General features: G+C 63.4%; 19 protein-coding genes, 4 tRNA genes and 1 other RNA gene. 14 read left to right on the top strand and 10 right to left on the bottom strand.

Features of this window, described 5'->3' with window-relative positions:
* Positions 1-33 precede the first annotated feature (33 nt).
* Complete coding sequence (locus EB084_01835; protein ID NDD26991.1) at positions 34-1,224, top strand: hybrid sensor histidine kinase/response regulator; 1,191 nt, start codon at positions 34-36, stop codon at positions 1,222-1,224.
* Between the two features lie 96 nt (positions 1,225-1,320).
* Here the strand turns inward: EB084_01835 and EB084_01830 are convergent, their stop codons facing one another.
* From EB084_01830 to EB084_01820, 3 genes are all read right to left on the bottom strand, one after another.
* A complete protein-coding gene (locus tag EB084_01830) occupies positions 1,321-2,235 on the bottom strand; it encodes a glutaminase (GenBank protein NDD26990.1) in 915 nt (304 codons plus the stop codon).
* A gap of 164 nt (positions 2,236-2,399) precedes the next feature.
* Complete coding sequence (locus tag EB084_01825) at positions 2,400-2,675, bottom strand: hypothetical protein (protein ID NDD26989.1); 276 nt, start codon at positions 2,673-2,675, stop codon at positions 2,400-2,402.
* A gap of 107 nt (positions 2,676-2,782) precedes the next feature.
* The gene (locus EB084_01820; protein ID NDD26988.1) at positions 2,783-4,762 is read right to left on the bottom strand and encodes an MBL fold metallo-hydrolase; all 1,980 of its coding nucleotides are present in this window, start codon (positions 4,760-4,762) and stop codon (positions 2,783-2,785) included.
* Here EB084_01820 and EB084_01815 point away from each other — a divergent pair.
* Entirely contained in the window at positions 4,761-5,273 is a 513-nt protein-coding gene (locus EB084_01815; GenBank protein ID NDD26987.1) for a hypothetical protein, read from the top strand. The two genes, EB084_01820 and EB084_01815, sit on opposite strands and share 2 nt — an antisense overlap.
* A 34-nt stretch (positions 5,274-5,307) precedes the next feature.
* Here EB084_01815 and mnmE read toward each other — a convergent pair whose 3' ends face one another.
* Genes mnmE through EB084_01785 form a run of 6 tightly spaced genes read right to left on the bottom strand, consistent with a single transcriptional unit; the run spans position 5,308 to position 9,038 of the window.
* On the bottom strand, positions 5,308-6,690 hold the full coding sequence (mnmE, locus tag EB084_01810) for a tRNA uridine-5-carboxymethylaminomethyl(34) synthesis GTPase MnmE (protein NDD26986.1): 1,383 nt from the start codon (positions 6,688-6,690) through the stop codon (positions 5,308-5,310).
* Positions 6,687-7,568: a KH domain-containing protein gene (locus EB084_01805; protein ID NDD26985.1), complete on the bottom strand. Its 882-nt coding sequence runs from the start codon at positions 7,566-7,568 to the stop codon at positions 6,687-6,689. The genes mnmE and EB084_01805 overlap by 4 nt, the downstream gene beginning before the upstream one ends.
* Positions 7,565-8,308, bottom strand: coding sequence for a membrane protein insertase YidC (gene yidC / locus EB084_01800; protein ID NDD26984.1), 744 nt, complete (start codon positions 8,306-8,308; stop codon positions 7,565-7,567). The genes EB084_01805 and yidC overlap by 4 nt, the downstream gene beginning before the upstream one ends.
* A gap of 21 nt (positions 8,309-8,329) precedes the next feature.
* Positions 8,330-8,536 carry a membrane protein insertion efficiency factor YidD gene (gene yidD, locus EB084_01795; GenBank protein ID NDD26983.1) on the bottom strand — a complete coding sequence of 69 codons (207 nt, stop codon included), beginning with the start codon at positions 8,534-8,536 and terminating at the stop codon, positions 8,330-8,332.
* The gene (gene rnpA, locus EB084_01790; GenBank protein ID NDD26982.1) at positions 8,536-8,904 is read right to left on the bottom strand and encodes a ribonuclease P protein component; all 369 of its coding nucleotides are present in this window, start codon (positions 8,902-8,904) and stop codon (positions 8,536-8,538) included. Before rnpA ends, yidD begins: the two co-directional genes overlap by 1 nt.
* Positions 8,904-9,038: a 50S ribosomal protein L34 gene (locus tag EB084_01785; GenBank protein ID NDD26981.1), complete on the bottom strand. Its 135-nt coding sequence runs from the start codon at positions 9,036-9,038 to the stop codon at positions 8,904-8,906. The genes rnpA and EB084_01785 overlap by 1 nt, the downstream gene beginning before the upstream one ends.
* A gap of 366 nt (positions 9,039-9,404) precedes the next feature.
* Here EB084_01785 and EB084_01780 point away from each other — a divergent pair, with 366 nt between their 5' ends.
* The 12 genes from EB084_01780 to EB084_01725 all read left to right on the top strand — a co-directional run bounded on the left by EB084_01780 (position 9,405) and on the right by EB084_01725 (position 19,106).
* Positions 9,405-9,620 (top strand): hypothetical protein, encoded by a 216-nt coding sequence (locus EB084_01780; protein NDD26980.1) that lies wholly within the window; start codon positions 9,405-9,407, stop codon positions 9,618-9,620.
* Between the two features lie 334 nt (positions 9,621-9,954).
* Positions 9,955-11,334 (top strand): chromosomal replication initiator protein DnaA, encoded by a 1,380-nt coding sequence (gene dnaA / locus EB084_01775; GenBank protein ID NDD26979.1) that lies wholly within the window; start codon positions 9,955-9,957, stop codon positions 11,332-11,334.
* A 503-nt stretch (positions 11,335-11,837) separates the two neighbouring features.
* Positions 11,838-13,049 carry a DNA polymerase III subunit beta gene (gene dnaN / locus EB084_01770; GenBank protein ID NDD26978.1) on the top strand — a complete coding sequence of 404 codons (1,212 nt, stop codon included), beginning with the start codon at positions 11,838-11,840 and terminating at the stop codon, positions 13,047-13,049.
* Positions 13,050-13,170: 121 nt separating this feature from the next.
* Positions 13,171-13,264: transfer RNA gene (locus EB084_01765), tRNA-Ser, on the top strand.
* Between the two features lie 11 nt (positions 13,265-13,275).
* Positions 13,276-13,351: transfer RNA gene (locus EB084_01760), tRNA-Arg, on the top strand.
* A gap of 40 nt (positions 13,352-13,391) precedes the next feature.
* Positions 13,392-13,826, top strand: a complete 435-nt coding sequence (locus EB084_01755; protein NDD26977.1) for a nucleoside deaminase — start codon at positions 13,392-13,394, stop codon at positions 13,824-13,826.
* Positions 13,827-13,845: 19 nt separating this feature from the next.
* Positions 13,846-13,940, top strand: a tRNA-Ser gene (locus EB084_01750).
* An 89-nt stretch (positions 13,941-14,029) separates the two neighbouring features.
* Positions 14,030-14,123: transfer RNA gene (locus tag EB084_01745), tRNA-Ser, on the top strand.
* Positions 14,124-14,147: 24 nt separating this feature from the next.
* An RNA gene (gene ffs, locus EB084_01740) (signal recognition particle sRNA small type) lies at positions 14,148-14,247 on the top strand.
* Between the two features lie 63 nt (positions 14,248-14,310).
* Complete coding sequence (locus EB084_01735; protein ID NDD26976.1) at positions 14,311-14,760, top strand: hypothetical protein; 450 nt, start codon at positions 14,311-14,313, stop codon at positions 14,758-14,760.
* A gap of 29 nt (positions 14,761-14,789) precedes the next feature.
* The gene (locus EB084_01730) at positions 14,790-18,101 is read left to right on the top strand and encodes a peptidase (GenBank protein NDD26975.1); all 3,312 of its coding nucleotides are present in this window, start codon (positions 14,790-14,792) and stop codon (positions 18,099-18,101) included.
* Positions 18,102-18,170: 69 nt separating this feature from the next.
* Positions 18,171-19,106: a class I SAM-dependent methyltransferase gene (locus tag EB084_01725; protein NDD26974.1), complete on the top strand. Its 936-nt coding sequence runs from the start codon at positions 18,171-18,173 to the stop codon at positions 19,104-19,106.
* A 9-nt stretch (positions 19,107-19,115) separates the two neighbouring features.
* Here EB084_01725 and EB084_01720 read toward each other — a convergent pair.
* The coding region (locus EB084_01720) for a hypothetical protein (protein ID NDD26973.1) at positions 19,116-19,642 on the bottom strand (527 nt) is incomplete at its 5' end.

Below are 19,642 nucleotides of genomic sequence, written 5' to 3'. Positions count from 1 at the left end.
GGGTCAGCGCCTGCGCAGACGAAGTCCCGCCGAATGAGCGAGCATGCGCAAGATGACGTCCAGCCCCTGAGCGAGCAGGGCCGGGTCATGGTGATCGATGACTCCAGCACCATGCGTCGCATTCTCGGCTCCCTGCTCGAAGCCGCAGGGTATGCGGTCGCGCTCGAAGCATCCGGGGCTGTCGCCCTCGCCCGAGCGCAAGAGACGCCACCCGACATCTTCCTGGTAGACGTCGAGATGCCAGACATGGACGGCTTTGAGCTCTGCCAGGCGATCAAGGGGTGCCCCGCGCTCGCCGAGATCCCGGTGATCTTCATCAGCGCCCACGGCAACAGCCTCGACAAGGTGCGGGCCTTCGGAGCAGGGGCGGCCGACTACGTGACCAAGCCATTCGATGTCGACGAGGTGCAGGCCCGCATTCGCACCCACGTGGAGCTTCGCCGCCTGCACCTCGAGATGGCCGCGCAGAACGCTCGCCTGCTCGCGCAGAACGACCAGCTGCGGGCGCTCGAGAAGATGCGCGACGATCTCACGCACATGGTGGTGCACGACCTCCGCAACCCGCTGACCTGCATCTACGGCTTCCTGAGAATCGTGGAGCAGCGAGGACGTGACCTCCTCCCTCCCTATCTCAACGAGTGCATCGAGAGCTCGCTGGAGTCGACCGACGACCTCATCGAGATGGTGACCTCGCTGCTCGACATCAGCAAGCTCGAGGCTGGCGCCATGAAGCTCGAGCGAGAGCGCTGCAACGTGGCCGAGATCGCCGGGGAGGTGATGGGTCGCATGCAGGCCCTGCGGGGCAACCGCACCATGACCGTGACCGCGCAGGTCGATGCGCCCGAAGCCTGGGGCGATGGCGGCCTGCTTCGCAGGGTGCTCGTCAACATCATCGGGAACGCGGTGAAGTTCACCGAAGACAGCGGACACATCACGGTCGCCCTGTCCCAGCGGGAAGACCTTCTTCGGGTCGAGATCATCGACGACGGTCCGGGGGTCGAGCCGGAATGGCGAGAGAAGATCTTCGAGAAGTTCGGTCAAGCCACCAACAAGGGGGCCGGCAAGAAATATGCCACGGGCCTCGGGCTCACGTTCTGCAAGCTCGCTGTCGAAGCCCACGGTGGCCGCATCGGCCTCGAGAGCGAGATGGGGCATGGATGCACCTTCTGGTTCGAGGTTCCCGCAGCCCGGTGCTCCGACCTCGCCCTCGCACCAGCGGAGTGAAGCCCACGTGACGTTCCGCCCATGCCCCCCGTCAAACGCCGAGCCGCCTGGCGAGCAGACGCCGCGTCGCGTCTCATCGAAGGCGTCGAGAGAACGCTACCGCGGCTTGGGCTCGATCGGGCGACAGAGGTAGGGATTCGCCCCCAGCGCTCTCGCGATGTCTGTGATGGCGCGCTGCCCACGCACGCTGTTGCCCGCCTTGTCGAGAAGCGGTGAGACAACGGCAATGCCGAACCGGCCGGGGCAAACTGCGATGAGCCCGCCGCCCACGCCGCTCTTGGCGGGAAGACCCGTGTCGTAGAGCCACTGCCCGGAAGATTCATACAGACCCCAAGTTTCCCCTGACATTTCCTCTGACACTTTGCCCGTGATCGGATTGACCCCGCCGTTGGCCAGGGTTGCGGCCATCACCGCGAGATCTCTGGCATTGACACCCACCGAGCACTGCCGCGTGTAGAGATCACACGCGCGCATCGGATCGTCCTTGATGTGACCATAGGCGTGCATGAGCATTGCAATGGCGCGGTTTCGCTGATTGTTTGCCGCCTCTGATTCATAGACCGCGTCGATCACGGCGAGTGCGTGACCCGCGAACTCGCTGTAGTAGGCGAGCAGATCATTCCAGATCTGGTCGTAGGAGGCACCTGCCAGCATGCTCGTGGCCGTGATGGCACCAGGATTGACGAGGGGATTCAGCCGCGCGCCCGCGTGGCGCTCTACCGCGACGATGGAGTTGAATGCCAGGCCGGTCGCATCCACCCCGATGGTCTTGTCGACCCGTGCTGCGCCACGCTCCTGCAGCACACGTGCCAGCGTGAGGACCTTGGAGACCGACTGGATGGAGACCTCGGAGCTCACATCTCCCTCTGTGAACACGCGACCGTCAACGGTGACGAGCACGATGCCGAAGATGTTGGGATTCACCTTCGCCAGCGCGGGGATGTAGTCGGCATTGGAGCCCTCGCGCAGATCTTTGTACCGCTCGTAGGCGTCGCGCAGCGCCGCCTGCATCTCGGCCGGTGCCTGTGCCCGCGTCGGCGTGGCTGTGATGAGGAGCAATGCCACGAGCAGCAGCAACGTCACACGGGCACGCCCCCAGGTCACGGAGACGCGCACCCCTGCCGCGTCACGACCGGCTGCTGAACGGGACACAGACGTGCGCTGCCCCTGCGGCACTAGAGGTACCGAGCCCCGTCATTATCGACCACCACCGCTGAGAGCGCACGCGCAATCGCTTCGATGCCCTCTCGGAAAGGCGCGCAGTAGCGCATCACCGAGAACTCGGCGCTGCTCGCGTTCCAGATCAGAGCCCGCGTCCAGGCTCCGCCCTCATCACGCAGCGCGACATCGAGCGACTCATCGAGAAGAACGCCACCCACGTGCTCGACAGCCTCGCGCCACGCTGCTTCATCTATAGGCCCGTCCAACCGTTCGATGAACATCAGCGGCATACGCGCAGGAGTTCGCGATCTCTCGACGCCACGCCTGTCTGGTCGCGTCTGCCTTCTCGACCGCTTGAACACGAGAACCTTCTCGCGCCAAAGGCGAGCGCCATCGCTCAGAAGAGCTCGACCCGCTCACCCATCGCTGGGATGCGCACCTGCACTGAACGCGGCAGCAGGGTGCGCAGATAAGCCGCAAACCTCGCCAGCCCATCCGGCTCGCCGTGAACCAGAAAGAGCCGTTGCAGGCCGCGACAGCCCGTTGCGAGACGGGCCACCGTCGATGCATGCCCATGCCCGCTCAGACTCACAGCAGCTAGGCTTGCCTGCAGGCTGACGCGCTGCGTCGATGTAAGCTCGACCTCGCGCGCCCCTTTCTGCGACGCGGCGTAGAGGCGTCCCATGGGCGATGACGGCGATGCCCATCCCACCTTGATGATGGCCGCGCGAGGGTCGGTGACGTAGGGCTCCAGGAGCGCCGCGCAGGCCCCGTACCTGCCGTCGGCCGACGATGCCACCACCACCGACGGCCCCTGTGGAATCGATTTCGAACGCAGCATGCGCCACGACAGACCACGAAACGGATCGTCGAAGAACGCCGCGTTGAACGACTCGCCATAGGTTGCGCGGTCGCGGGAGAAGCCCTGGTAGGCGCGCGTGAACGCGTCGATGGTGCGACTCGTGATGTAGACCGGCACCTCGGGCAGCCCCCCTTCACGCCGCCCTCGCGCGAGCGCCGCCAGAACGCGCTGGCTGCGATCGAGGGTGAACGCGGGAACGAGCACGCGGCGGCCCTGCTTCAGCGCCGAAGCCACAGCGGCGATGAACGCCGGCGCCGGGTCTCTCTCCGGGTCGGTGTTGCCGCCGTAGGTCGATTCCACCAGCAGCACCTGACCTTCGCCCACCGTCTCGGGAGCGGGGAGAAAGGGATGGGTACCGCCGCCGTAATCGCCCGACCAGATGACACGATACTTTCCGGAGGCGCGTTGCATGATCACCGTGGTCATGGCCGATCCGGGAAGATGCCCCGTCGGCTGCAACACGGCAGTGAGATGAGACGTGATCGAGAACGACACGTGGTAGGGATGCTCGACGAACAGTCGCATCACGTCATCGAGCTCGAGACGCAGGCAGGTGCGGCACATGTGCTGATGCTGCGCAGCAAGCGCGGAGCGGTGGGCCTGGAATGTCGTGCGCGCCTTCATTCTTGCACCTGCGTCGCAGTCGTCTCGCGAGTGTACGGCAGATGAGCGCCTGCCGCTGCTCGCCGACGTGTAGAAGGGCTCCACACCGAAATCACCATATCGGTAGCAGCTCTGCAGGGCGATGGCGGCCAGCTCGCGCGTGACCCGTGTGGCGTGGATGCGCCCGCGAAAGCCGCGCTTGACCAGTAAGGGGAGAGCCCCCGCGTGATCGAGGTGGATGTGACTCACCACCACCGCCGAGATCGACTTCGGATCGAAGGGAAAGCTCGTCGTGTCGCCCTTGACACCGCCGTCATCGCCCTCCTCGTCGAAGGCCAGGCCGCAGTCGAGCAGCACCTTCTCACCATCGGCGTCGAGCAGGAAGCACGACCCCCCCACCTTGCCGGCGGCTCCATGAAAGGTGAGCGAGAGATGCCGAACCCTCTCCTGCCCCCACGCGGTGCGCGCTGCCCCGCTGAGATCGAGCGCCACGACGAGCAGAAAGAGCGTCATCAGGCGAATGTGGTTGCGCATGTCCCAAACCCCTCCGTGCACCCGACTACTTCCCCATATCAGACAAATCTCCCCCATCTGGCCATGCGCGCTCAACGCTCGGCAGCCGCGACCCCTTTCCAGCCGAGCGCGATTCGTGAGCGTGCCCGGAGCGCGCATAGGAAGCCACGCCCTGAGGTGGAAGTGCTCACCCGTGCGATGTCCCTCACTTCTCAGCGCAGCAGCCCTGCTCACAGCCGTTCTGAACGGGTGCAGCGCAGCACCGCCACTTCCTTCGCCGGCGAGGCCTGCGCCGTCGGCGGCCGCAACGGCGACACGCTCAAGCGTGCCCCAGGGGGAGATCGACGGGCTCCCCTTCGAGGCGAGAACAGTGCTCCTCTGGCAGGACCCGGACGCCATGTGGCTCGGATTCGAGCAAGATGTTCCGGTTCACGATGGAACCTTCGATCCGTTTGCACCACGCGCTCCGGAGCGCATGTTCGCGATCTTCATCGACGCCGCTAGCCTTAAGCCAGGAACCTTTCAGGCCCGCGATGGGAACATCCCCAAGGACTGCGCCATACGATACGCCCTGCTGCAGCGCATCGATGCAGCGAGCGGAAGGATTGACGTCATCGAGACACGCTGGAACGTGACCCTGCGGGTCGATCACATCACCGAGCGAAAATCGAGAGACGGGGTCACCCACCTCTCGTTGGACGGGTCGGTCGATCTGCGGTTCGAGACACCGCGCGCCACCCTGCGCGGTGCTTTTGCAGCCCACGATCTGGTGCGAGAGAGCGATCTCGGATCTGACCAGCCACATCTCCCCGTACCCGCGGTCAGCGCATCCGGCACACCGATGGCGCCCCCCGCGAGCCCCTCCGCTGCGACCTCTCTGCCCCCGTCGAGCACGCCGGCAACCCCTTGACGAGAGCGATGCGTCTCTCGCCCAGGGAGACGTCCTATTTCCCCAGACAAAACTGGCTGAAGATTCGCGTGATCACCTCTTCGGTGATATTGGCGCCCGTGATCTCACCCAGGGCGTCAACCGCCGCTTTGAGGTCGATGGTGACAAAATCAGCGGCAAGCCCGGCTGCCGCGGTCTCGCGCGCCTTGCGAACATGCTCGCGTGCACGGTAGAGCGCATCGCGATGGCGGAGGTTTCCCCCAACCGTCTCGTCGCTGATCGTCACCACGCCGCCAGCGACCTTGGTCACCATCGCTGCGCGCAGCAACGTCAGGTTGTGACCGCTGCGCGCACTGATGCGCACAACCTCGCAGGGCTCCGCGACCGCCTGCACATCGGCAGCCAGATCGAGATCGCTCTTGTTCACCACGACGATTCGGGGGCGCTGGGCAGACAGATCAGCAATCGATCGGTCGTCGTCGCCGAGCGCCCGCGACCCGTCGACCACAAACAGCACGAGGTCAGCGCTCTCGAGGTGACGTCTGGCCCGATCGATGCCCTCCACCTCGATGCGATCGGTCGACTCACGTATGCCCGCGGTGTCGACGATCCGCATGGGCACCCCGTCGATGTCGAGCCACTCCTCGATGCTGTCGCGCGTCGTACCCGCAACCTCGGTGACGATGGCCCGCTGCTCGCCCAGCAGCGCATTCAGCAGCGACGACTTCCCCACGTTGGGAGTTCCCACGATGGCCACGCGCACCCCGTCACGCAGGACGCGTCCCTGCTCAGCGCGCGCCAGCAGCGCCTCGAGCCCCTCCAGGACCTCGTCTGCGCCACGCAGCAGCCGATCTGTGGAGACTGAGGGGATATCGTCTTCCGGGAAATCGAGGGTGGCCTCGAGCTGGGCGATCCAGTCGAGCAGCTGATCGGTCAGCGCCCGCACCCGGGCAGACAGCTTGCCGCCGAACTGCCCCATGGCGGCGCGCAGCGATACATCGGTGCGTGCGCGAATGACATCGATGACCGCCTCCGCCTGAGCGAGATCGATGCGACCGTTCAAGAATGCGCGTTGCGTGAACTCGCCCGGATCGGGAACACGCGCGCCGAGCCGAAGCGCGACGTCGACGATGCGTCGCAGCGAGGCGGCGCCGCCGTGCCCGTGCAGCTCGGCCACGTCTTCTCCCGTGTACGAACGAGGGGCAGGCATGTAGACGGCCAGCACCTGATCGATGGCCTCCCCGCTGTCGGGATCGACCACGTGGCCCAGCAGCAGCCGATGTGAGGGCCAGTCGGTGCGGCGACCTCCACGGGCTCCACGATAGAGCGCGCAGAGAATCGAAAGGGACGCGGGCCCGCTGATGCGGACGATGCCCACGCCCCCTTCCCCTGGCGCCGTTGCAATGGCGCAGATCGTGTCGTCTCGATGCACGTTCAGTGACGCGGCGAGATGATGACCTTCCGATCCGGCTCTTCGCCCTCAGAGAAGGTCTCGACATCCGGATCGTCGGCGAGCGCCATGTGAATGATGCGTCGCTCGGCTGGGTTCATGGGATCGAGCGCGATCTGCACCCGCTCCTCGAGTGAACGACGGGCCAGGCGCTGCGCCATGTCGCTGAGGGTCTTCTCACGACGCAGCCGATAGCTGCCGGCGTCGAGCGGGATGCGACGGCGCTCGGTGGACTCCTTGTTGATGATGAGGTTGCAGATGAACTGCAGGGCCTCGAGGGTCTGGCCGCGCTTGCCGATGAGGATGCTCTGGTCTGGCCCGACCAGGTTCAGCACCGTCTGGCCATCCATCGACTCTTCTTCCTCGATGTTCACGTGAAGCTGCATGAGATCGACGATCTTCTCGACGAGATCACGCGCCGCATCGTCGATCTCAGAGACGGGGGCTTCGCGACGACCCTTGCGCTCAGTGCGCTGACGAGCCGCAGGTGCCTTCTCGGACGAACGCTCTGGCGGGGCTTCGTCGCCCGTGCGCGCGCCACCCTTCCCTCGTTTGCGCGGAGCCTCGGCCGGGGCAGCCGCGCGCCCCGTGCTCTTGCGAACCTCCGGGGCGGGAGCTGCCTCTTCGGTCTCTTCGTCATCGATCTCCGGCGGTGCCACATCAGTCTCGAAGCGCGCGGACGAATCGCGGCAAGTGACCTTCACCCGCGCGAACTTTCGTCCCCAGCCGAGATCGTTTCCAGGGCTGCCCTCGTCGAGAACCTCGACGTCGACATCTGCTTCGTCTGCCACACCGATTCCCAGGGACTTGAAGGCCTTCTCCCGGGCCTCTTCGACCGTACGTCCGAACTCTTCAACCGTTCTCATGCGTTCTTCTCTCCCAGGTTCTTGCGCGTCGTCGTCCGGGATGGGTTCGATGCCGCGCCTGACGACGCAATGACCGGTGCGGGCATCCGAATGATGTGGGCCTGCTGGATGAGACCGAGCAGGTTGAACATGAGCCAGTAGAGCACCATGGCGCAGGGGAGCTTCATCGACCAGAGCATCCAGGTGAGCATCACCGGCATCACCGTGTTCATGGTTCCCTGCTGCTTCGCGGTGGCTGGATCGGTGACCGTGAGCTTCTGCGACAGGTACATGCTGAGCCCGTACATGAAGAGCAGGGCGACGTCAGATCCGGCCAGGTTCTTGGCAAAGTACTGCGGATAGTGATCAGGCAGCCAGCCGCCGATCCACAGAAAGCGGACGTGCTCACCCTCGAACACGTGACGAAAGTTCATGATGGTCGTATAGATGCCATAGAGGATAGGCATCTGTATGAAAAGAGGCAGGCACCCACCGAGCGGGTTGACCCCCGCTTTCATGAACAGCTCGGCCTGGGCCTCGTTGAACTTCTTGGGATCATCCTTGTACCTGGCCTGCAGACGCTTGATCTCCGGCTGCAACGCCTGCATCGCCTTCATCGACGAGTACTGCTTCTGGGTGAGCGGATAGAGCATCACCTTGATGATGACCGAGAAGAAGACGATCGCCCAAGCGTAGCTGCCGGTATGCTCCTGCAGCCCGTTGAGCGTTCTCATGAAGATTTCGGACAGGAATGCTGACACCTGTGCCTCCAACGGTCCCGACTACGGGACCGGATCGGAACCCCCGGGATTCCAGGGATGGCAGCGGAGGATTCTCGTGATCGCGTAGCCGCCCCCGCGAAGACAACCGTGACGCGTGATGGCCTGGCAGGCGTATTCAGAGCACGTCGGAGTGAAACGGCAGACCGGTGGGGTGAAGCGCGAGACGCGCTGATAGGCCCGAATCAGGCCGATGACGAGACCCCGCATCAAGCTGGAGCGGTGACAGGCACAGGCGTGTTCGCAAGAACGCGAGAGCGGCGCAAGAGGTCATCGATAGACCGCTCCACCGCCGCAAATGGCTTCTCGAGTGCGCCTCGACGCGCCAGGAAGATCACGTTGACGCCAGGCTTCAGGTTTGACCACCGCACTCTGCAGACCTCGTGGATCAAGCGCTTGATGCGGTTGCGAACCGTTGCCTTGCCAAGCTTCTTGCTCACGCAGATGCCCAGCCGCGCAGACGCGTCAGGCGCTCCTCGTGTGAGATAGAGCACAGCCAGCTCATTCGACCAGATCTTCCCGTTGCGAAAGATCGCCTGAAACTCAGCGTTTCGCTTGATCTTGGGGACCCTGGGCACTAGACGGTGAGCCTTTTGCGTCCCTTCGCGCGCCGACGGCGCAACACGTTGCGGCCACCAGAGCTGGCCATGCGCGCCAGGAAGCCATGCTCGCGCTTGCGCACCTTCTTCTTGGGCTGGAACGTCCTTTTCATGTGGTCCTCCAGGATGCGATACGCATCAGAATACTCGCGTCGCTCGGCGTCTCGTCGTCTGGGAGCGCCCCTTCGCAAGGTCAGTCACTGCGCGACTGCTACGAACACTTGGGACGGTGACCCGCTGGCTGGGTTCAGAAGGCAGACAGATGCCGTTTTGAGCGGACTAGATTATATCCCGTTGCAGAACGGGCTGTCAAGCCGGGGACACCGGTCACGCAGCGGAGAGACGTGGCCTCGGGCTTGTCGCCTGGCGCTGCGTCAGACCGACCCGCGCGCACCGACGGTGAATCGGAGGTCTTGTCTGGGGCGCAGGCACACCGTCAGGCAGGTTGCCGGTTTGTTAACTTATCCACAGGTGTGCATATGCTGTGGGTAACTCTTCTGAACGGTTCTTCCGGCGCGGCGGGGTTCGCCTCCCTGAAACAGGGTTCCTTCTACGAGCTGATCGCGAATCACTGGCCAGATGCCCCAGAGCGATGGGTGCCTGGGCACTTGACTGTCGACGAGACCCGGCCGGAATTGAATGTGATCCGGCATCTGACGAAATTTTCTTTGCTCGATTTCATGCGCATCCGGTAAAGTTATCCACAGCATCCTCACGGGCACTGTGGATAAGTGGATGAACGTGTGAGAGGAGAGCGCCAGATCCAGCAGAAGATGCTCGACCCACGTCGTGAGGGGGGAGACAGCAGGCGGAGCACAGGTCAGATCCTGGATCCGCTCGTTTGTTCCCACGGTGGGCAATGGCTACAACGGGTCGCAGGACAGCGCGGACTTCGTCACATCCGACCGAGACGCACAGTGTGAAGCACGATGGCAGCCCCAGGCGTCGGCGGTGGTCGTACGCACCCCCGAAGCCTCTCCTCAGAAACCCATCCGCATTCTGGTTCGATTTTCAAGGGAGCCTACACACATGAGGGAAGACACGTACGTTTCCCCGTCGGAGATTGCCAGCGTCTGGCAGAAGTGCCAGGAGCAGATCGAAAAGCGACTCGAAAGCCCGGTCTGGCAGGCCTGCCTCAGAGAGATGCAGCTCGTCTCGGTCGATGGAAGCACAGTGCGCGTGCGACTGGGTCAGTTCTCTGACCTGTTGAACGAAGAGCCCGCCATGCTCTCCACCCTGGCACGTGAGCTTCGCGTCTCACTCGAGCGCCTCGTTGGCGTTCAGGTTCGCGTCGAGTGGATCGATGGCGAGACCCGAGGCGACACGACAATATCGCGCGATGATCGCCTGGAGCTGCAGCGCGAGAGCACAGCACAGCACATCTATCTGAACCCCAAGTACACCTTCGACACCTTCGTTGAGGGCTCGAGCAACCAGCTGGCCTACGCGGCAGCCCGATCGGTTTCCGAGAACCCAGCCAGGGCCTACAACCCGCTCTTCCTGTACGGAGGGGTGGGTCTGGGCAAGACCCACCTCATGCAGGCCATCGGGCACGGCATCCTGCAGCGCAAGCGCAAGGCGCGCATCGTGTACGTATCGACCGAGCAGTTCATGAACGACCTCATCGAATCGCTCGGCAACAAGCGCACGGCATCGTTTCGCGAGAAGTACCGCAATGTCGACGTGCTGCTCGTCGATGACATCCAGTTCCTCATCAACAAGGAGCGCACCCAGGAAGAGTTCTTCCATACCTTCAACGAGCTCCACAGCAGCAACCGCCAGATCGTGATCACCAGCGATCGCCCGCCACACGAGCTCAGTCCGCTGGAAGATCGATTGCGCTCTCGCTTCACACAAGGACTCATCGCAGACATCCAGTCCCCCGATCTCGAGACGCGCGAGGCCATCCTGCGAAAGAAGGTGGCAGAGCAGTATCACATCAACGTACCGCTCGACGTCATCGCTTTCATCGCCGAGCGCTTTCCCAGCAGCATCCGCGACCTCGAAGGGGCCATGATCCGTGTCATCGCCTATGCCTCGACCCACGCCCTTCCCATCGACATGCAGACCGCCACACAGGCGCTCGCACAGATACTGCCGCACATCAAGCCTACCGCCATCACGATACGCATGATCCAGCAGCGCGTGTGTGAGCACTTCCGCATCAAGATCGATGAGCTGGTGGGGGAGCGTCGCGATCATCGCTTCGCGTTCCCGCGTCAGATCGCCATGTACCTCGCGCGTGAGCATACCTCGAGCTCGCTCAAGCAGATCGCCGACGAGTTCGGTGGCAAGCATCACACCACCGTCATGCACGCGTGCCGTCAGATCGAGGAACGATACAGCAAGGACCCGTCGACACGCGACAACATCGAGATCCTGACCGAGAACCTGAAAGAACCCTCTTGACGTGATACGCCTCGCGCTTCCGCAGCGTCCGCCCTGATCTCCCATCTGCAAAACAGCCAGAGGCGAGCCATCCACTCGTCTCTGGTCTTTTTCATGGCGCGTGGCTCCAGCGGTGGCCAGACATACACGTGCGAAGATCGCTACCAAGGGGTTTTCAGGTCACATTGAAATCCGGAAACCGTGCATGACCGCTGTGAATGGGTGTGGGTGGGTCCGGAAGTCTCTCCGGAGAGATGTGAGGAACAAATCCGGTTCGCGTGTGAAACGAGGTGAACAAGTCACACCGCATCCGGAACCAGGCGTCCGGATATCTCTCCGGCTCCGGAACTGTGAACCGGAACCGGAGCCGAATCCCAAGGATACCCACCAGCAAAATCATCAAAAAATGGCGTAGAACAAGCGATGAAATGAGTTCTTCACACCGTCCACAGCCCCTACTAGATCTACCATGAACATCATGATCTCATCATGGAGAACCATGACCTGACCATCTTCCCACCCCCATGTCATCCTCATCTTTCCACAGCATCAAGATCCTCAAACATCCAGGAAGAAGGAGCGCCTCACCCATGAAAGTGGTCTGCGATCGAAAAGCCCTCGAGAGCGGCATTCTCACCGCCTCCAAGGCGGTCAACCCGAAGAGTCCCCTGCCCATTCTCAGCCATCTGCTGGTGCGCGCGGAGAATGGTGCGCTGCACTTCTCTGCAACAGATCTCGAGATGGTCATCGAGTGCCAGGTCAAGGCGGAGGTCATCACGGCCGGCGCCTTCACCGCACCCGCACGCCTGCTCGGAGAGATCATCACCCAGCTGCCCCAGACCGAGATCTCGCTCGAGATGATCAAGGGCAATCAGCTCGAGCTGAAGGCGAAGGGCTCGAACTTTCGCATCAACACCTTCTCTGCCGACGAGTTTCCCGTGCTGCCCCAGCCCGAGGGAGATTCCACCCTCGTGGTCTCGGGCGACGCGTTTCGCGACATGGTGCGCAGCGTGCAGTTCGCCGTTGCACCGCCAGAAGAGACCCGGGTGGTGCTCACGGGCATTCTCACGCAGATCGAGCCCGACAAGGCCATGCTGGTCACCACCGATGGCCGTCGCCTGGCGCGTGTGCAGCGCACCTTTGACGGGTCGCAGGTGACCACGTCCTACAAGTCCATCATTCCCGGACGCGCCATGGGCGAGCTGCAGCGGTTGCTGGGAGATGACAACACCTCGCTCGAGATCACGCCATCGCCCGGCCAGGTCTTCTTCCGCTTTGGCAACATCCAGCTCGTGGCGCGCCTGCTCGAAGAGGGTCGCTTTCCCGACTGTGAGGCCATCATCCCGAAGTCTTTCTCGCGCACGGTCTACGTGCATCGAGAGCAGCTGCTGGGAGCGGTGCGTCGCGCTCTCATCATGGCGCAGGAAAAAGACTCTCCGCGGCTGCTTCGTCTCGAGATCACGGGCGACAGCATGTCGATTCGCTCGAACACGCCAGACGTGGGTCAGGCCTGCGAAGAGCTTCCGGTTCGTCTTGATGGCGAACCCATCACCATCGCCTTCAACGGTCGATATCTGCTCGATTGCGTGAGCAACGCCACGGGCGAGGAGATACGCTTCCTTCTCAATGATCCCCTGAGCATGGCGATGATGAAGCCGGTCAACGCCGACGACCTTCTCTACCTGATCATGCCGGTTCGAATCAAGGAGACGGCGGCAGTGGGGGCTGGGGTATAGGGTTCGATCTGCGTCGTGATGCGCATTGAGACCCTGCCTGTGTGAGGCACTTGCCATGCCAGGCAGGGTCATGGTAGAATAAGCGGCGGTTCGGCAGGGCGACCTGCAAAGCTGCCCATGTGGAGAGATGGCCGAGAGGTCGAAGGCGAACGCCTGCTAAGCGTTTGTAGGGGCCTAAATCCCTACCCTGGGTTCGAATCCCAGTCTCTCCGCCACAAAGGTTCAGGCGCCCGTAGCTCAATGGATAGAGTGTCGCCCTCCGAAGGCGAAGGTTGGTGGTTCGAGCCCACTCGGGCGCGCCAGTTCCTTGACGGAAGGCCCCTTCCCCACGACGACGGGTTCATGAAGCTGGCGCTCGAGCAGGCTCGCCGAGCAGAGCGCGCAGGTGAGGTGCCGGTCGGCGCGGTGGTCGTCATCGGCGGCCAGGTGATCAGTCGAGGTCGAAACGTGCGCGAAGCATGCAACGACGTCGCAGGTCACGCAGAGATCGTGGCTCTGAGAAGGGCTGCGCGCTCTCGCAGAGACTGGCGGTTCGACGGGGCGACGGTCTATGTGACGCTCGAACCGTGTCCGATGTGCGTGGGTGCCATGCTATCGGTCAGGGTCAAGCGTCTGGTGTACGGGGCTGCAGATCCGCGCGCGGGCGCTGCAGGAACCGTGCTGAACCTGGCTGACTACCCGGGGCTGCCACATCACCTCGACGTGGTGAGCGGCATCCGCGCTGACGAATGTGCACAGCTGATGCGCATATTCTTCGCGCGACGCCGCGTGCACTGACCCGGATTTATACGGCCTCGGAGAGATGGCTGAGTGGTTGAAAGCGCTCGACTCGAAATCGAGTAGGCGGCATAAACACCCGTCTCGGGGGTTCAAATCCCTCTCTCTCCGCCAATCCAACTGAATACGAATCACGTTTCGCAACAGGCGTCGACAGCCGCCTGCTGCGGTCGTGACGAGAGGCGAGATCCTCTCGGCTCCTTGGAGAGATGGCTGAGCTGGTCGAAGGCGCTCGATTGGAAATCGAGTAGGCGGCTTATCCCCGTCTCGAGGGTTCGAATCCCTCTCTCTCCGCCAGAGCTGGCCCAGGTAAGTGGCATGAATCGGGTCCCACGCAACAGCAGTCTGTGAACCCCGTCAGGACCGGAAGGTAGCAGCGGTAAGCAGCTCTCTCTGTGTGCCGTGGGGGTTCCCGGTTCGTGTCACCCACCCGGGCCAGCTTTTTTTGCGCCTCTCCCGTGAGAAGGGGCCGCGGTCACGACCTGTGAATGTGATCGTCGAGATGCCTACCCACTTCGAATACGATGCCCCCGCACTCGTTCCACCTGTTGACAACGGCGCGCTCATGACCGCCGCCGCGGGGTACATCTTCTGGCCGGTGCACCCCCCTCTCATGCTCTTGCGAGCTGAGCGACACGAGACCTGGCTGCGCTTTCATCTCGTGCAGGCCTTTGCGTTCGGAGCGGTCACCAGTACAGCTTTCCTTGTTTTCACCTTGATGCTCGGGTTCGTGTTTCGTCGCATCACACCTGAATCGCTCTGGTTCGGTGCGTTTCTGACGGGTATCTTCGTCGCGTGGCTCATCGCGCTGCTCTTCTGCTTCTGCCTGTTCCTCGCGTTTGCGTGGCGCGCGGGACGCGGTGACGTGTTTCGCGTGCCCGTGATCGGAGCAGCGGTAGAGCAGTGGGTGCTCGCCAGCGCAGACACAGATTGATTGATGTGCTCGAGAATGGAGGCCTGGCCGTGACCACTGCCGGATATCTGCGTCACCCCGCGATCTGGGGCAACGACATCGTGTTCGTGGCGGAAGACGATCTCTGGACGGTTTCCGCAGATGGAGGACGCGCCTGGAGAATCACCGCAGGGGTTGGCGAGGTCTCTACCCCATGCTTCTCGCCGGATGGCACGAAGCTGGCATTTGTCGGGAGAGAAGAAGGCCCGGCAGAGGTCTATTGCATGCCTGTTCACGGGGGAGAGGCAGAGCGGCTCACCTATCAGGGAACCCCTTGTCGGGTCTGCGGATGGACGCGTGACGGGGCGTCCATCGTCTATGCGTCGGCGGCTGAACGCGCGTTTCGACGAGATGAATGGCTCTACACCGTCGGTCCGGGAGATCTTCTCCCCCAACGGCTCCCCCTGGGCCCTGCAAGTGCGCTGTCGTTCGGTCCGCAGGGGATGTCGCTGATCGGGCGCAACACCGCGGAACCTGCCCGTTGGAAGCGATATCGCGGAGGCACCATCGGACAGATCTGGGTCGATGCACACGGAGACGGCGCCTACGTGCGTCTGCGATCGCTCGAGGGGAACCTGGCCAGCCCGTGCTGGGTCGATGACCGCATCTTCTTCATCGCTGATCACGAAGGCGTCGGTAACGTGTACTCGTGTCAGGCTGACGGCAGCGACGTGAGACGCCACACCGATCACGAAGAGTTCTACGCACGCGCGCTCTCCACCGATGGGAAGCGTCTCGTCTACCACGCGGGCGCAGACATCTACGTACTCGATCCCGCGCAAGATCAGGCTCGACGCGTCGATCTCGTCTTGTCGACCTCGCGTACGCAGCGCAACCGACGATTCGTCTCTCCTGGGCGTTATCTGCACAGCGTCGATCTCGAGCCGGATGGCAGCGGACTCGCACTGACCTCTCGTGGCAAGGCCTTCGTGCTCTCGAACTGGGAGGGCGCAGTGCGCCAGCTCGGAGATCCGGAGGGCGTTCGCTATCGCCTGCTGACCTGGCTTCGAGATGGTCAGCGGCTGGTGGCCGCCGCCTCAGACGAGAGCCCGCACGAGCGGTTGGTGCGTTTCGCCGCGCCCCAGGATGGCGCTCCGCTGGAATCGCAGCGCCTCGACGACCTCGATCTGGGTCGCATGCTCCTGATCGAGGCCTCTCCTGCGCATGATCGCGTGATCGTCACCAACCACCGGAATGAGCTGATGCTGGTTGATCTCGAGGCAGCGCCTCCCACGGCCCGGGTTCTTGACACGAGTGGCCACGGGCGCATCGCGGGCGTCGCCTGGTCGCCGGATGGCGCCTGGGTAGCCTACGGGTTTCCCGACAGCCTGCAGACCACGAAGATAAAGCTGTGTCGCGTGGAGACCGGAGAGACATACGACGCCACCTCGCCCGTGCTGCACGATTTCAATCCCGCGTTCGATCCGAAGGGGCGCTACCTGTACTTCATCGGTCAGCGCGACTTCGATCCGGTCCACGATCAGATGCAGTTCGATCTGGGATTTCCGCGTGGCGCGCGACCGTTTCTCGTGACCTTGCGCGAAGATGTTCCATCACCCTTCGTTCCGCTTCCCAGGCCGCTCAGCCCGGACAAGAAGAAGGACGAGGGTGCGAAGAAGAAGCCTTCTGATCTGCCTGAGCCGGCGGGCGATGTCATCGGTGCGGGCGATGCGCGTCTCGATGAAGATGTGCTCGCAGAGAGCGAAGACCGGATGCGCATCGACCTCGACGGACTGTCTCGCCGCGTGGTGGCGTTTCCTGTTGCTGAAGCGCGTTACAGCGCGATTGTCGGGCTCGACAAGAAAGCTGTCTTCTCCTGGTTTCCTGTCGAGGGTGCGCGCAGGCTGACCGACACCGAAGGGGGCGGACCCAGAGGCATCCTCGAGTGCTATGACTTCGAGAACCAGAAACAGGAGCGCCTGGTCGACGGCATCAGCAGCTTCGGTCTCTCGATGGATCGAAAGACCCTGGTCTATCGATCGGGTTCGCGCCTGCGTGTCTTGAAGGCGGGAGACAAGCCTCCAGAGAGCAAGAGCGGTGCCAAGGATGGCAGCAAGCCGAGTCGGCAGAGCGGCTGGATCGATCTCGACCGCGTCAAGGTGTCGACACGACCCAGCACGGAGTGGCGCCAGATGTTTCGTGAAGCGTGGCGCCTGCAGAGAGAGCACTTCTGGGTGGCCGACATGTGTGGCATCGATTGGGACGCGGTGTACGATCGGTATCGCCCGCTTGTCGATCGCGTGGCCACGCGGTCAGAGTTCTCCGATCTGCTGTGGGAGCTCCAAGGAGAGCTGGGAACCTCCCACGCCTACGAATACGGTGGGGAGTATCGACCCGCACCGGATTATCGCCAGGGCTTCTTAGGGGTGGACTGGGCGGTTGATGAGGAAGGTCGATGCGTCATCCACCGGATCATCGAAGGGGATCCGTGGGACGCACGTTCCACGTCATCGCTGGCGGCGCCCGCCGCCAACCTGAGGTCGGGTGACGTGGTGCTCGCCATCAACGGTCAGTCGGTGGGGCACCGAACCCCTCCGGGAGCACGGCTCGTGAACCTGGGAGGAAGCGAGGTGGAGCTCCTGGTGCAGCGGGGTCAGGAGGTGCGCACGGTCACCGTGAAGGCGCTCACGAACGAGCGCTCGGCCCGCTATCGCGATTGGGTCAACGAGAAGCGCCGGCGCGTTCACGAGCGAACGTCCGGGCGGGTGGGATACATCCACATCCCCGACATGAGCGCCGAGGGCTTCGCGGAGTTCCACCGCGCCTATCTGGTCGAGTACGATCGCGAAGGGCTCTTGATCGACGTGCGCTTCAATGGCGGGGGAAATGTCTCCGGCCTGTTGCTCGAGAAGCTCGCACGGCGTCGCCTGGGCTACGATTTCCCGCGCTGGGGCGCGCCCGTTCCCTATCCCCAGGAATCTCCCCGCGGCCCCATGGCGGCCCTGACCAACGAGCACGCGGGGTCTGATGGCGACATGTTCAGCCACGCGTTCAAGATGCTCAAGCTGGGGCCGCTGCTCGGCGTGCGCACGTGGGGTGGGGTCATCGGCATCTGGCCTCGCCACACCTTGGCCGACGGTACCGTGACGACACAGCCGGAGTTCTCGTTTTTCTTCGACGACGTGGGGTGGCAGATCGAGAACTACGGCACCGATCCGGACATCGAGATCGAGAACGCGCCTCAAGACTACGCCCGCTCGCACGACGCGCAGCTCGAGCGTGCCATCGATGAGGTGATTCGCCTGCTCGACGAGACGCCGCCGCACACCCCTTCGCCGAAGCTGCACCCACGGTTTGCCCAGCCGCGCCTCAAGCCGCGCTGAACGAGGTATGCAGGTCGTCTCGACCGGTTTCGTCGCGCGCGGCCACGGGTACCTCACTGTCACGGCCCTCTGCCTGGGGTCGAATCTCGACCCCACGAGAGGCCGCGACCCGTGCATCAACCGATTCGTCCCGATCAAGGCGTTCTCGGCGCCTATTACGACCTGTGGTTCGAGAAGGTGCGCGATCGCGCGCAGCGTGTGGGATATTCCCCTTCCGATCGCTACAACGACGCCGTCAAGAATCGCCTGCTTGCCGAGATCATCACGCCGCGGCTTCGCTCTGCTGACGCGCGATGGCTCGATTACGGGTGCGGACCCGCCCATCTCTTCAAGGATCTCGTGGAGACCCGCGGCGCCTGGCGGGTGGGGATGGACATCTCCTCGGCCATCATCGCCGAGAACCGGGGGCGCTTCGATGGCGAGAGCCGAACCGAGTTCCACACGCTTGACGATGGGTTCCTCGATCAAGCTGACGAGGGGACTTTCGATTGCATCACGTGCATCGAGGTGCTCGAGCACGTCTACGATCTCGACGCGACCGTGGGTCGCCTCTCGCGCCTGCTGCGCCCGGGAGGGCTGCTGGTCATCACCACGCCGAACGGTCGGCGTGTCGCGCCGATGCTACGCCGAATCCTCCCCAGAGCGATCGCGCTCTATCTCGAGGATCGCCTGGAGCATCGCGGCATCGACGAGCTCGAGGACGCCGACGTCGATCTTGCGGCGTTCCAGGTGAAGACCCACTTCCACGAGGTGAGCACCGACGAGCTGCACGATCTGCTGCGGCGCAAGGGGCTGCGTGTGGTCGAGACCAGTCTGCTGGCGCTGAAGATCATGCCCAATCGCACCTTCAACTGGCTGGCGCGACGCCTTTCCGGGTTTGTTTCAGCGATGGAGGTCCTCGATAGGGCAACCCGTCACTGGCCCGTGGGGGTCTTCAAGACCAGCCTTCTGGTCACCGCGCGGAGACCCGCCACGGAGAGTCAGGCGCGCACGCAGGAAGCCTGACGCCTCAGATCAGCTGCTGGTGGGAGGGGCTTGCTGCAAGGCCACCAGAGCGTCGCCCCATCCGGTCTCTCTGGCGAATCGCGTCTCTGCGTACCCCTCTGGCAACCCCTTGGAGCTGGCCTCGATGGTGAGACCATGCGCCCCCGGGTTCTGCGGAGCATGCTGCTCAGCGAGGATGGCACCCGTCACTGCAGTCTCTGCCTGCAGGGCCGCGCTGCGAACCGGTTCAGCGACGTGGTCGTCAGAAGACACGCGTCGAAGGAAGTCTGTGGCGTCGCGGAACGCGTCGAACGGGGTTGAGGCGTCGGCGTGGGCCGCCACTGCGGCCGAGGTCTCGGGGTGGGCTTTCAAAGCGGTTCCCAGCGCGCTGAACGCCTCCGCCACGGCGGGCATGGCGGCGGTATCGATGGCGGACATGGTGGGGAGCACGTCCTGCCGGGTCGAGGCTTCCTCGACACACGTGCGGGCAAGCACGGCGGGGCTGAGCTCGACCTTCGCAAGGTCGAAGGTGCGCATCGCCTTCAGGGCGTCTGGTC

This window comes from Pseudomonadota bacterium (genome assembly GCA_010028905.1).
Taxonomy (GTDB): Bacteria; Vulcanimicrobiota; Xenobia; order RGZZ01; family RGZZ01; genus RGZZ01.
This window is presented reverse-complemented; position numbering and strand designations above follow the sequence as displayed.

Coding starts and splice junctions, on each gene's coding strand:
- EB084_01835 (NDD26991.1), top strand. CDS start 34: ATGAGCGAGCATGCGCAAGATGACGTCCAGCCCCTGAGCGAGCAGGGC.
- EB084_01830 (NDD26990.1), bottom strand. CDS start 2,235: ATGCAGGCGGCGCTGCGCGACGCCTACGAGCGGTACAAAGATCTGCGC.
- EB084_01825 (NDD26989.1), bottom strand. CDS start 2,675: ATGCCGCTGATGTTCATCGAACGGTTGGACGGGCCTATAGATGAAGCA.
- EB084_01815 (NDD26987.1), top strand. CDS start 4,761: ATGTGGCTCGGATTCGAGCAAGATGTTCCGGTTCACGATGGAACCTTC.
- EB084_01820 (NDD26988.1), bottom strand. CDS start 4,762: ATGGCGTCCGGGTCCTGCCAGAGGAGCACTGTTCTCGCCTCGAAGGGG.
- EB084_01805 (NDD26985.1), bottom strand. CDS start 7,568: ATGAGAACGGTTGAAGAGTTCGGACGTACGGTCGAAGAGGCCCGGGAG.
- yidD (NDD26983.1), bottom strand. CDS start 8,536: ATGCGGGGTCTCGTCATCGGCCTGATTCGGGCCTATCAGCGCGTCTCG.
- EB084_01785 (NDD26981.1), bottom strand. CDS start 9,038: ATGAAAAGGACGTTCCAGCCCAAGAAGAAGGTGCGCAAGCGCGAGCAT.
- EB084_01780 (NDD26980.1), top strand. CDS start 9,405: ATGCTGTGGGTAACTCTTCTGAACGGTTCTTCCGGCGCGGCGGGGTTC.
- dnaA (NDD26979.1), top strand. CDS start 9,955: ATGAGGGAAGACACGTACGTTTCCCCGTCGGAGATTGCCAGCGTCTGG.
- dnaN (NDD26978.1), top strand. CDS start 11,838: ATGTCATCCTCATCTTTCCACAGCATCAAGATCCTCAAACATCCAGGA.
- EB084_01755 (NDD26977.1), top strand. CDS start 13,392: ATGAAGCTGGCGCTCGAGCAGGCTCGCCGAGCAGAGCGCGCAGGTGAG.